The organism is Pseudomonas sp. PVC-5-1 (assembly GCF_057444345.1).
Genome location: NZ_CM172024.1, coordinates 4,020,955 through 4,033,458 on the forward strand (window position 1 = coordinate 4,020,955; position 12,504 = coordinate 4,033,458).

Below are 12,504 nucleotides of genomic sequence, written 5' to 3' on the forward strand. Positions count from 1 at the left end.
GTCCGCCCACCCCCGCACAAACGCACAAGAAGGAAGACTGCAGTGAGCGCTGACTACCCTCGCGACCTGATCGGTTACGGCAACAACCCTCCTCACCCGCAATGGCCGGGCAACGCTCGCATCGCGCTGTCTTTCGTCCTCAACTACGAGGAAGGTGGCGAACGCAACATCCTGCACGGTGACAAGGAGTCCGAAGCGTTCCTCTCGGAAATGGTCGCCGCCCAGCCACTGCAGGGCGTGCGCAACATGAGCATGGAATCGCTGTACGAGTACGGTAGCCGTGCCGGCGTGTGGCGCCTGCTGAAGCTGTTCAAGGACAGCGGCGTGCCGTTGACCATCTTCGCCGTGGCCATGGCCGCCCAGCGCCACCCCGACGTGATCCGTGCCATGGCCGAGGCCGGTCATGAAATCTGCAGCCACGGTTACCGCTGGATCGACTACCAGTACATGGACGAGGCCCAGGAGCGCGAGCACATGCTCGAAGCCATCCGCATCCTCACCGAAATCACCGGCGAGCGCCCGCTGGGCTGGTACACCGGCCGCACCGGCCCGAACACCCGTCGCCTGGTGATGGAGGAAGGCGGCTTCCTGTATGACAGCGACACCTACGACGACGACCTGCCCTACTGGGAGCCGAACAACCCTACCGGCAAGCCGCACCTGGTGATCCCCTACACCCTCGACACCAACGACATGCGCTTCACCCAGGTACAGGGCTTCAACTGCGGCGAGCAGTTCTTCCAGTACCTGAAGGACGCCTTCGATGTGCTGTACGCCGAGGGCGCCGAAGCACCGAAAATGCTGTCCATCGGCCTGCACTGCCGCCTGGTCGGCCGCCCGGCGCGCCTGGCCGCACTGAAGCGCTTCGTCGATTACGCAAAAAGCCATGACCAGGTCTGGTTCGCCCGTCGCGTGGACATCGCCCGCCACTGGCACGCCACCCACCCGTACAAGAAAGAGAACGCCTGATGACCGCCTTCAAGACCCTCAAGCCATCCGCCCTGGACCGCGACGCCTTCGTCAAGGCCTTCGCCGACATCTACGAGCACTCGCCGTGGGTAGCCGAAAAAGCCTATGACCTGGGCCAACTGGGCGAACTGGACGAGATCGAGGCGCTGCACCAGCGCATGAGCGACATCCTGCTCAGCGCCAACCACGCCGACCAGTTGGCGCTGATCAACGCTCACCCGGACCTGGCCGGCAAGGCCGCCATCCAGGGCGAGCTGACCGAATCGAGCACCAACGAGCAGGCCGGCGCCGGTATTCACCAGTGCACCGCCGAAGAGTTCGCCCGTTTCACCGAACTGAACGACGCCTACAAGGCCAAGTTCCAGTTCCCGTTCATCATGGCGGTAAAAGGCAGCAACCGGCACCAGATCCTCGCCTCCTTCGAAAAACGCATCCACAACGATGCCGATGCCGAATTCAAGGAAGCCCTGGCACAGATCAACCTGATCGCCCTGTTCCGCCTGCTGCAGCTGTAAAGCCGCCGCAACGCTTGAGCCTTATCCAGAACAACGAACATAGAAGAGATATCCGCATGCGCACCCTGATGATCGAGCCCCTGACCAAAGAAGCCTTCGCCCCCTTCGGAGACGTGATCGAAACCGACGGCAGCGACCACTTCATGATCAACAACGGCTCGACCATGCGCTTCCACAAGCTCGCCACGGTCGAAACCGCCGAGCCTGAAGACAAGGCGATCATCAGCATCTTCCGCGCCGACGCGCTGGACATGCCGCTGACCGTGCGCATGCTGGAACGCCATCCGCTGGGCAGCCAGGCTTTCATCCCGCTGCTCGGCAACCCCTTTCTGATCGTGGTCGCGCCAGTTGGCGATGCACCTGTATCAGGTTTGGTCCGAGCCTTCCGCAGTAATGGCAGGCAGGGCGTTAATTACCATCGCGGCGTCTGGCACCACCCGGTGCTGACGATCGAAAAGCGGGATGACTTCCTGGTGGTTGATCGCAGTGGTTCCGGCAACAACTGCGACGAGCATTACTTCACCGAGGAACAGATGCTGGTCCTCAATCCCCACCAATAAGAAAAGGTCGGTCATTCAAGGGCATTGCCCGAGCGGGTGACCGGCAAGAGGTACATACTGTGGAAGCACACCTTCACGAATGGCTGAACCTGAGCATTCGCTGGGTTCACATGATCACCGGTGTCGCCTGGATCGGTGCATCGTTCTACTTCGTCTGGCTGGAGAACCACCTGAACCGAAGCAATCCGCGCGATGGGTTGTCGGGTGATCTCTGGGCAATTCACGGCGGTGGTATCTACCACCTGGAGAAATACAAGCTCGCCCCCCCGAAAATGCCCGAGAACCTGCACTGGTTCAAATGGGAGGCCTACTTCACCTGGATGTCCGGTATTGCCCTGCTGTGCGTGGTGTTCTACTGGAACCCGACCCTGTACCTGCTGGCCCCTGGCAGCACCTTGAGCGGTGCCGAAGGCGTGGCCATCGGTATCGGCTCGCTGATCGCCGGCTGGTTCATCTACGACTTCCTGTGCGACTCGCCCCTGGGCAAGAAGCCAGCGCTGCTCGGTGCAGTACTGTTCGTGCTGATCATCGCCGCATGCTGGGGCTTCAGCCTGGTGTTCAGCGGCCGTGGTGCGTACCTGCACACCGGCGCGATCATCGGCACCATCATGGTCGGCAACGTGTTCCGCATCATCATGCCGGCCCAGCGCCAGCTGGTTGCGGCGATCGAGAACAACCAGACCCCAGACCCGGTACTGCCGGCCAAGGGCCTGCTGCGCTCGCGCCACAACAACTACTTCACCCTGCCGGTGCTGTTCATCATGATCAGCAACCACTTCCCGAGCACCTACGGTAGCCAGTACAACTGGCTGATCCTGGCCGGTATCGCAGTAGCCGCGGTCCTGATCCGCCACTACTTCAACACCCGCCACGACAGCAACAAGTACGCCTGGACCCTGCCGGTCGGCGCCCTGGCGATGATCTGCCTGGCCTATGTCACCGGTCCGAAACCGATGGCCGTCAGCCCGGAGCAAGCTGCGGCGAAGGTCGAGTACCAGCCACTGCCCGCGACCGCTGTAGGTGGCAAGACCGCCGCCGAGCAACGCGCCGAAGACGCCGCCAAGGCTGCCGCAGCGCCTGCCGCGCCGGCCGAAGCCCCTGCCCAGGCCACCGCCCAGGCTGGCGGCGAGAGCTTCGACAAGATCCACAATGTCATCCAGGAACGCTGCACCGTGTGCCACTCGTCCAAGCCGACCAGCCCACTGTTCAGCGCTGCCCCTGCCGGCGTGATGTTCGACACCCCGCAGCAGATCCAGGCCCAGGCCGCGCGCATCCAGGCGCAAGCGGTCGCCAGCCAGATCATGCCGCTGGGCAACATCACCCAGATGACCACCGAAGAGCGCAAGCTCGTCGGTGACTGGATCGCCAAAGGCGCCCCGGTCAACTGATAGCACCTCGCCAGGCAACCCGTTCCCAAGGGGGATCACCCCCCCCTGTGGGAGCGGGCGTGCCCGCGAAGAGGCCGGCAAAGCCAGCCTCAGGCTTCATGTATTACGCAACAAGCAAGCATCGAGCGTTCGACCTCTAGCGAGAACCCCAGGCTGCCTCCACCGAGCCTGCCGCCTGAGCCCGGCGCTTGGATCCGAGAATAAAAACAAAACTCGAGGTGCTGCATGTCCGAGTCACGCAAGGCGTACATCCCTGTTGCGCCGCCGCGCGAGCCCTTGCCCCTGTTCCAACTGATCCTGGTTGGCCTGCAACACGTTCTGCTGATGTACGGCGGCGCCATCGCCGTGCCATTGATCATCGGCCAGGCCGCCGGGTTGTCCCGTGAAGAAGTCGCTTTCCTGATCAACGCCGACCTGCTGGTCGCTGGCGTCGCCACCATCATCCAGTCCTTCGGTATCGGCCCGGTGGGCATCCGCATGCCGGTAATGATGGGTGCCAGTTTCGCTGCCGTCGGCAGCATGGTGGCCATGGCCGGCATGCCCGGCGTGGGCCTGCAGGGGATCTTCGGCGCGACCATCGCCGCCGGGTTCTTCGGCATGCTGATCGCGCCGTTCATGTCCAAGGTCGTCCGCTTCTTCCCGCCTCTGGTTACCGGTACGGTGATCACCTCGATTGGCCTGTCGCTGTTCCCGGTGGCAGTCAACTGGGCCGGTGGCGGCCAACAGGCAGATACCTTCGGCTCGCCGATCTACCTGCTGGTGGCCGGCCTGGTGCTGGCGGTAATCCTGCTGATCAACCGTTTCATGCGCGGTTTCTGGGTCAACGTGTCGGTGCTGGTGGGCATGGGCCTGGGCTACATCCTGGCCGGTTCCATCGGCATGGTCGACCTGTCGGGCCTGAACGACGCACCGTGGCTGCAAGTGGTCACCCCACTGCACTTCGGCATGCCGACCTTCAGCCTGGCGCCGATCCTGTCCATGTGCCTGGTGGTGGTGATCATCTTCGTCGAGTCCACCGGCATGTTCCTGGCCCTGGGCAAGGTGACCGATCGTGAAGTTACCCCAGGGATGCTGCGTCGCGGCCTGCTGTGCGATGCCGGTGCGTCGTTCATCGCCGGCTTCTTCAACACCTTCACTCACTCCTCGTTCGCCCAGAACATCGGCCTGGTGCAGATGACCGGGGTGCGCTGCCGCTATGTCACCATCGTGGCCGGTGCACTGCTGATCCTGCTCAGCCTGCTGCCCAAGGCGGCCTTCCTGATTGCCTCGATCCCGCCAGCGGTACTGGGCGGCGCGTCCATCGCCATGTTCGGCATGGTCACCGCCACCGGGATCAAGATTCTCCAGGAGGCGGACATCGGCGACCGTCGCAACCAGCTGCTGGTTGCAGTGAGCGTCGGGTTCGGGTTGATCCCCGTGGTACGTCCGGAGTTCTTCGCCCAGATGCCCCAGTGGATGGAGCCCATCACCCACAGTGGCATCGCCATGGCCACGGTCAGCGCCCTGGTGTTGAACGTGCTGTTCAACATCCTTGGTGGTGCCGACCGCGCGGTGCACAACGAAGCCTGTCACCAACATTGAGCCAGACGGGGCGGCGCATGGCCGCCCCGCATTCACACAGGCAGTAAACGCAACACCGTCGGCCCGCCGGAATGGGCCGCCCGGGGCGCCTGCGCGCCAAATAAACCGCCAACAAAAACAATAAGTCCGGGAATCACAACATGAAGCGCATCACCACGTCCCTGTTGCTGGGCAGCAGCCTGCTGGCCACCCTCCCCTCGCATGCAGGCGAATGGCTGCAATGGCACGGCGAAAGCCTGACCTACCTGTACGGCAAGGACTTCAAGGTCAACCCTGATATCCAGCAGACCATCACGTTCGAGCACGCCAACAAATGGAAGTACGGCGACACCTTCATGTTCGTCGACAAAATCTTCTACAACGGCAAGGCCGACGCCAGCAAAGGCGTCACCACCTACTACGGCGAGTTCAGCCCACGCCTGTCATTCGGCAAGATCTTTGACAAGAAGCTGGCCTTCGGCCCGATCAAGGACGTACTGCTGGCCATGACCTACGAGCGCGGCGAAGGCGACAACGAGGCCTACCTGATCGGCCCTGGTTTCGACCTGAACATCCCCGGCTTCAACTATTTCACCCTGAATTTCTACGTGCGCAACACCGAGGGCAGCCGCCCGGGTGACAACGTCTGGCAGATCACCCCCGGCTGGTCGTACACCGTCCCCGTGGGCAGGTCCGACATTCTGATCGACGGCTACATGGACTGGGTCACCGACAATGACCAGACCCGCCGTGGCACCTACCACGCCAACCTGCACTTCAACCCGCAGGTGAAGTACGACCTGGGCAAAGCGCTGAACCTGGGCGCCAAGCAGCTGTACGTGGGCTTTGAGTACAGCTACTGGAAGGACAAGTACGGCATCGACAGCCGCGGCAATCTGGAAAGCAACCAGAGTGTCGCCAGTGCGCTGATCAAAGTGCACTTCTAGAAAACTGACCAAACGCACAAGTTTGTTCCACTCTGCTCCAGGACGGAGCACTTGAGGCAAGGCGCGCAAGCCAGTAATCTGCGCGCCCCCTCGATCAGGGCAGAACGGATTCTGCCTGCGTTTACTGACCGCTCAGTCAATGAATACGGGCGGTTGGCCAACGTGTTGCCAGCCTGAAAGACCCTTTTCATCCGTTCAGAACGAAGTCGAGCAGGAAGGTTTTGCCAGCCCAGGAAAGTTGGCTCAACCCTTGCCAAACAGCTGTGGCCTATCGAAAAAAGCTGACTCAAAAGACAAAAAGCGCCAATAACGAGCGCTGACAACAGATCAATCAAGGGAGCGACACTCGCAATGCGTACCATCAACAGCCTGATCCTCGCCGGCGGCCTGCTGGCCTGTGGCACCACCTTCGGCGGCGACCTGCTGCAATGGCAGAACAACAGCCTGACCTACCTGTGGGGCAAGAACTTCAAGGTCAACCCGTCGATCCAGCAAACCGTGACCTTCGAGCACGCTGATGGCTGGAAGTACGGCGATAACTTCATCTTTGTCGACAAGATCTTCTACCAGGGCCAGAAAGATGAGGGCAACGGCCCGAACACCTACTACGGCGAAATCAGCCCGCGCCTGTCGTTCGGCAAGATCTTCGACCAGAAGATCGGGTTTGGCCCGGTCAAGGACGTACTGCTGGCGATGACCTACGAGTTCGGTGAAGGTGATACCGAGTCTTACCTGATCGGCCCTGGCTTCGACCTGGACATCCCAGGCTTCGACTACTTCCAGCTGAACTTCTACAACCGCACCACCGACGGCAGCCGCGCCGGCGACAACGTGTGGCAGATCACCCCGGTGTGGTCGTACACCATTCCGGTCGGTTCGTCCGATGTGCTGATCGACGGCTTCATGGACTGGGTGGTGGACAACGACGAGAACCGCCGCGGCACCTACCAGGCCAACCTGCACTTCAACCCGCAGATCAAGTATGACCTGGGCAAGGCCTTGCACCTGGGCGAGAAGCAGCTGTATGTGGGTGTGGAGTACGACTACTGGAAGAACAAGTACGGCATCAAGGATTCCGATGCCTTCACCACGGACCAGAACACCATGAGCTTCCTGCTCAAGGTTCACTTCTGATCTGAGTACAGGGGCCGCCTTGCGGCCCATTCGCGGGTAAACCCGCTCCTACAGGGTCCGCACCGGCTTCATGGCAGACGCTATACATGTGGGAGCGGGCTTGCCCGCGAACCGGGGCAAAGCCCCGGCCATGCAAATCAGGTGGCCGGCCGAACCGCCCGCCACAGTTTCCCCGCAATGCCCACCACCGCCAGCACCACGGCACCGGCCACAACCCCGACACCGCCGTTCAGCAGTGCCACGGTCAACGCCCCGCCACGCCCTTCGCTGAATGCCTCGATCGCATGATGCAGAGGTGCGATGCCATGCACCAGGATCCCGCCACCAACCAGGAACATGGCTGCCGTGCCGATCACCGACAGGCTCTTCATCATGTATGGCGCGGCACGCAGAATGCCGTTACCTACCGCCCTGGCCAGGCGTGATGCCTTGCGGGTCATCCACAGCCCCAGGTCATCGAGCTTGACGATACCGCCCACCAGCCCGTAGACGCCGATGGTCATGACCACCGCAATACCCGACAGCACGACGATCTGCTGGGTCAACGGCGAGTCGGCAACGATGCCCAGGGTGATGGCGATGATCTCTGCCGACAGGATGAAGTCGGTACGTACCGCCCCCTTGATCTTGGTTTTCTCGAACGCCACCAGGTCGACATTGGCATCGGCCACCGCCTCCTTGAGCGCTTCGTGCTCGGCGTCAGTTTCGGCCTTGCTGTGCAGGAACTTGTGCGCCAGCTTCTCGAAGCCCTCGAAGCAAAGGTAGGCACCGCCCAGCATCAGCAATGGCGTCACCGCCCAGGGAATGAACGCACTGATCAGCAGCGCCGCCGGCACCAGGATGGCCTTGTTCACCATCGAGCCCTTGGCTACTGCCCACACCACAGGGATCTCGCGCTCGGCACGTACCCCGGTGACCTGCTGGGCATTCAGCGCCAGGTCATCGCCCAGCACGCCTGCGGTCTTTTTCGCCGCCACCTTGGTCATCACCGAGACGTCATCGAGCACAGTGGCGATGTCGTCGATCAGTACCAGTAGACTGCTTCCTGCCATGTTTGCCTGCATCCAGAAGAGTAAGTGTCCAGGATTCTAGCCCAAAGCCGCTGCCTTGAGCGCCCGTCGAGCCCGGTGCTACCATGCCCGATCCCTCTTAGAGGTGGCCAGACACGAGGAAGGTCCCTGACCATGAGCACCATTCGCGAGCGCAACAAGGAACTGATCCTGCGCGCGGCCAGCGAGGAATTCGCCGACAAGGGCTTCGCCGCCACCAAGACCAGCGATATCGCGGCCAAGGCCGGCCTGCCCAAGCCGAACGTGTATTACTACTTCAAATCCAAGGACAACCTCTACCGCGAGGTCCTGGAAAGTATCATCGCGCCGATCATGCAGGCGTCTACCCCGTTCAATGCCGACGGTGACCCGAAGGAAGTGCTGAGTGCGTACATCCGCTCGAAGATCCGCATTTCGCGCGACCTGCCGCATGCGTCCAAGGTGTTCGCCAGCGAGATCATGCACGGCGCCCCGCACCTGTCGCCGAACCAGGTAGCGCAGCTGAACGAGCAGGCGCGACATAACATCGAGTGCATCCAGCGCTGGATCGATCGCGGGCAGATCGCCCATGTGGATGCGCATCACCTGATGTTCAGCATCTGGGCAGCGACCCAGACCTATGCCGATTTCGACTGGCAGATCTCTGCCGTGACCGGCAAGGCCAAGCTGGCCGACAGCGATTATGACGCGGCGGCGGAGACCATCATCCGCATGGTGCTCAAGGGGTGTGAGCCTGAGCTAGCCTGACAGGGCCAGTGGGGCTGCCTTGCAGCCCATCGCCGGCAAGCCAGCTCCCACAGGGCCGCCACAGACCTTGAAAACTGTGATGTACCTGTGGGAGCTGGCTTGCCGGCGATGGGGCCGGAACAGGCAACAGAGATTTAGGCTGCTACACCCGCATCCGCCTTCAACCCCACCTCCTCGATCGCACTGATCGCGCACTGCTCGTCGATATCCGACGTATCCCCGCTGATCCCTACCGCACCCAACACCTTGCCGTCCTGATCACGCACCAGCACACCACCCGGCGCCGGCACCACCGGTCGCTCGCCCAACCCGTTCAGCGCGGCAAAAAATGCCGGCCGCTGCTGCGCGTCCAGCGCCAGCAGGCGCGACCCCTTGCCCAGGGCAATCGCCCCCCAGGCCTTGCCGGTAGCCACCTCCGGCCGGATCAGGCTGGCGCCATCCTCGCGCTGCAGCGCCAGCAAGTGGCCGCCGGCATCCAGCACCGCCACGGTCAGTGGCGCGGCGTTGATCTTGCGGCCCGCCGCCAGCGCGGCATTCACCAGGCTGACCGCGACTTTCAGGTTCAAAGCGTTCATGGAAAGGTCCTCTTCTTGTTGTGAGAAGCCCTGAGGGCAGGTGAAAAACCGATAAGCCAATAGAACACAACTGAATCTTTTTTTGTATACAATAAATTGAAACGATCGTATGCGAGATTGCAAACGCCCGTTTTCACGGGCGCTTGAACGAAAGCGACCTCGTCCGACGAAAACCCGTTGACCTGAGCGGCCAGCCGTGAATACACTCTGGCACAAAGCAAGTTGTATACAATTACAAAATCGATGAGGCACAAACCATGAGCAAAATGAGAGCAATCGATGCAGCCGTTCTGGTCATGCGCCGTGAAGGTGTAGATACCGCGTTCGGCATCCCGGGGGCTGCCATCAACCCGTTGTACTCGGCCCTGAAGAAAGTCGGTGGCATCGATCACGTCCTCGCTCGTCACGTCGAAGGCGCCTCGCACATGGCCGAGGGTTACACCCGTGCCAACCCAGGCAACATCGGCGTGTGCATCGGCACCTCCGGCCCAGCCGGCACCGACATGGTCACCGGCCTGTACAGTGCCTCCGCCGACTCCATCCCGATCCTCTGCATCACCGGCCAGGCCCCACGTGCCCGCCTGCACAAGGAAGACTTCCAGGCTGTCGACATCACCAACATCGTCAAGCCGGTCACCAAGTGGGCCACCACCGTTCTGGAGCCGGGCCAGGTACCTTACGCCTTCCAGAAGGCCTTCTATGAAATGCGCACCGGCCGCCCAGGCCCGGTACTGATCGACCTGCCGTTCGACGTGCAGATGGCCGAAATCGAATTCGACATCGACGCCTACGAACCGCTGCCAGTGCACAAGCCGTCCGCTACCCGCGTACAGGCCGAAAAAGCCCTGGCCCTGCTCAATGACGCCGAACGCCCGCTGCTGGTAGCCGGTGGCGGCATCATCAACGCCGACGCCAGCGACAAGCTGGTCGAGTTCGCCGAACTGACCGGTGTACCAGTGATTCCAACCCTGATGGGCTGGGGCACCATCCCGGACGACCACGCACAGATGGTCGGCATGGTCGGCCTGCAGACTTCGCACCGCTATGGCAACGCCACCCTGCTGAAATCCGACCTGGTGTTCGGTATCGGTAACCGCTGGGCCAACCGCCACACCGGTTCCGTCGACGTCTACACCGAAGGCCGCAAGTTCGTGCACGTGGACATCGAGCCGACCCAGATCGGCCGCGTATTCACCCCGGACCTGGGTATCGTTTCCGACGCTGGCAAGGCACTGGACGTGTTCCTCGAAGTGGCCCGCGAGTGGAAAGCCGCTGGCAAGCTGAAGTGCCGCAAGGCCTGGCTGGAAGACTGCCAGGAGCGCAAGGCCACCCTGCAGCGCAAGACCCACTTCGACAACGTGCCGGTCAAGCCGCAGCGCGTCTACGAAGAAATGAACCAGGTATTCGGCAAGGACACCTGCTACGTCAGCACCATCGGCCTGTCGCAGATCGCCGGCGCGCAGTTCCTGCACGTGTACAAGCCACGCCACTGGATCAACTGCGGCCAGGCCGGCCCGCTGGGCTGGACCATCCCTGCCGCCCTCGGTGTGGTCAAGGCCGATCCGAAGCGCAAGGTGGTCGCGCTGTCGGGTGACTACGACTTCCAGTTCATGATCGAAGAGCTGGCGGTGGGCGCACAGTTCAACCTGCCGTACGTGCACGTGCTGGTGAACAACGCCTACCTGGGCCTGATCCGTCAGGCGCAACGTGGCTTCGACATGGATTACTGTGTACAACTGGCGTTCGAGAACATCAACTCGACCGACGCCGCCACCTACGGTGTCGACCATGTCGCCGTGGTCGAAGGCCTGGGCTGCAAGGCCATCCGTGTATTCGAGCCGGCCGAGATCGCCCCTGCCCTGCTCAAGGCACAGAAGATGGCCGAAGAGTTCCGCGTACCGGTGGTGGTCGAAGTGATTCTCGAACGTGTGACCAACATTTCCATGGGCACCGAGATCAACGCGGTCAACGAGTTCGAAGACCTGGCCCTGGTCGGCAACGACGCGCCAACCGCCATCTCGCTGCTGGACTGATCGCCTGACGCCCCCGTGCCGGCCCCTACCTCAGGGCGCCGGGGGCCTTCATCGCTAGGAGACACAACATGCCTCGCTTCGCTGCCAACCTGTCCATGCTGTTCACCGAACAGGACTTCCTGGCCCGCTTCAAGGCTGCCGCCGATGCTGGTTTCAGCGGCGTAGAGTACCTCTTCCCGTACGATTTCAGCGCTGCCGAGATCAAGCAGCAGCTGGACGCCAACGGCCTGACCCAGGTGCTGTTCAACCTGCCGGCGGGCGATTGGGCCAAGGGTGAGCGCGGTATCACCTGCCACCCTGACCGCGTCGAGGAATTCCGCGCCGGTGTCGACAAGGCCATCGAGTACGCCAAGGTGCTGGGCAACACCCAGGTCAATGCCCTGGCCGGCATTCGCCCACAAGGCCCGGACTGCGCCACCGTGCGCAAGACCTTCGTGGAAAACCTGCGCTACGCCGCCGACAAGCTGAAAGCCGCCGGGATCCGCCTGGTCATGGAAATGATCAACACCCGCGACATCCCCGGCTTCTACCTGAATACCACCAAACAGGCCCTGGAAATCCAGGCCGAGGTTGGCAGCGACAACCTGTTCCTGCAGTACGACATCTACCACATGCAGATCATGGAAGGTGACCTGGCTCGCACCATGGAAGCCAACCTGAAACTGATCAACCACATCCAGCTGGCCGACAACCCCGGCCGCAACGAGCCAGGCACCGGCGAGATCAACTACCGCTTCCTGTTCGAACACCTGGACCGCATCGGCTACCAGGGCTGGGTGGGCGCGGAGTACAAGCCGCTGACCACCACCGAAGCGGGCCTGGGCTGGCTGAAGACCCATAACGCTATTTAAGGACCACACGCACCTTGTAGGAGCGGCCTTGTGTCGCGAAAGGGGTGCGCAGCGCCCCCAGGATTTCAGCTACGGCATAGATTGCCGGGGCTGCTGCGCAGCCCATCGCGACGCAAGGCCGCTCCTACAAGGGTCCGCGTTGTCTGCTCCATCGAGATTCAACAAATACAACGAGG

At 62.0% G+C, this 12,504-nt stretch carries 12 protein-coding genes; 10 read left to right on the top strand and 2 right to left on the bottom strand.

Going from position 1 to position 12,504, the window contains the following annotated elements; genetic code table 11:
- Positions 1 to 42 precede the first annotated feature (42 nt).
- The 7 genes from puuE to AC2T3R_RS18435 all read left to right on the top strand — a co-directional run bounded on the left by puuE (position 43) and on the right by AC2T3R_RS18435 (position 7,073).
- Positions 43 to 969, top strand: a complete 927-nt coding sequence (gene puuE / locus AC2T3R_RS18405; RefSeq protein WP_013973531.1) for an allantoinase PuuE — start codon at positions 43 to 45, stop codon at positions 967 to 969.
- The gene (gene uraD, locus AC2T3R_RS18410; protein ID WP_013973532.1) at positions 969 to 1,484 is read left to right on the top strand and encodes a 2-oxo-4-hydroxy-4-carboxy-5-ureidoimidazoline decarboxylase; all 516 of its coding nucleotides are present in this window, start codon (positions 969 to 971) and stop codon (positions 1,482 to 1,484) included. The genes puuE and uraD overlap by 1 nt, the downstream gene beginning before the upstream one ends.
- Positions 1,485 to 1,540: 56 nt before the next feature.
- Positions 1,541 to 2,044: an ureidoglycolate lyase gene (locus AC2T3R_RS18415; RefSeq protein ID WP_003259500.1), complete on the top strand. Its 504-nt coding sequence runs from the start codon at positions 1,541 to 1,543 to the stop codon at positions 2,042 to 2,044.
- A 59-nt stretch (positions 2,045 to 2,103) separates the two neighbouring features.
- The gene (locus AC2T3R_RS18420; RefSeq protein ID WP_013973534.1) at positions 2,104 to 3,432 is read left to right on the top strand and encodes a urate hydroxylase PuuD; all 1,329 of its coding nucleotides are present in this window, start codon (positions 2,104 to 2,106) and stop codon (positions 3,430 to 3,432) included.
- 225 nt (positions 3,433 to 3,657) lie between these two features.
- Positions 3,658 to 5,013 carry a nucleobase:cation symporter-2 family protein gene (locus tag AC2T3R_RS18425; protein WP_013973535.1) on the top strand — a complete coding sequence of 452 codons (1,356 nt, stop codon included), beginning with the start codon at positions 3,658 to 3,660 and terminating at the stop codon, positions 5,011 to 5,013.
- Between the two features lie 140 nt (positions 5,014 to 5,153).
- Positions 5,154 to 5,939: an outer membrane protein OmpK gene (locus tag AC2T3R_RS18430; RefSeq protein ID WP_486744082.1), complete on the top strand. Its 786-nt coding sequence runs from the start codon at positions 5,154 to 5,156 to the stop codon at positions 5,937 to 5,939.
- 351 nt (positions 5,940 to 6,290) lie between these two features.
- On the top strand, positions 6,291 to 7,073 hold the full coding sequence (locus AC2T3R_RS18435) for an outer membrane protein OmpK (RefSeq protein ID WP_003259506.1): 783 nt from the start codon (positions 6,291 to 6,293) through the stop codon (positions 7,071 to 7,073).
- A 137-nt stretch (positions 7,074 to 7,210) separates the two neighbouring features.
- Here the strand turns inward: AC2T3R_RS18435 and AC2T3R_RS18440 are convergent, their stop codons facing one another.
- Entirely contained in the window at positions 7,211 to 8,125 is a 915-nt protein-coding gene (locus AC2T3R_RS18440; protein ID WP_486744083.1) for a DUF808 domain-containing protein, read from the bottom strand.
- Between the two features lie 132 nt (positions 8,126 to 8,257).
- Between AC2T3R_RS18440 and AC2T3R_RS18445 the strand changes: the two genes are divergently transcribed.
- On the top strand, positions 8,258 to 8,869 hold the full coding sequence (locus AC2T3R_RS18445; protein ID WP_015271167.1) for a TetR/AcrR family transcriptional regulator: 612 nt from the start codon (positions 8,258 to 8,260) through the stop codon (positions 8,867 to 8,869).
- A gap of 134 nt (positions 8,870 to 9,003) precedes the next feature.
- On the opposite strand, the gene AC2T3R_RS18450 is transcribed toward AC2T3R_RS18445, so the two are convergent.
- A complete protein-coding gene (locus tag AC2T3R_RS18450) occupies positions 9,004 to 9,444 on the bottom strand; it encodes a GlcG/HbpS family heme-binding protein (protein WP_013973539.1) in 441 nt (146 codons plus the stop codon).
- A 257-nt stretch (positions 9,445 to 9,701) separates the two neighbouring features.
- Here AC2T3R_RS18450 and gcl point away from each other — a divergent pair, with 257 nt between their 5' ends.
- Both gcl and hyi read left to right on the top strand, forming a co-directional pair.
- Positions 9,702 to 11,477, top strand: coding sequence for a glyoxylate carboligase (gene gcl, locus AC2T3R_RS18455; RefSeq protein ID WP_015271168.1), 1,776 nt, complete (start codon positions 9,702 to 9,704; stop codon positions 11,475 to 11,477).
- Between the two features lie 68 nt (positions 11,478 to 11,545).
- Positions 11,546 to 12,328, top strand: coding sequence for a hydroxypyruvate isomerase (hyi, locus tag AC2T3R_RS18460; RefSeq protein WP_003259508.1), 783 nt, complete (start codon positions 11,546 to 11,548; stop codon positions 12,326 to 12,328).
- Positions 12,329 to 12,504 lie beyond the last annotated feature (176 nt).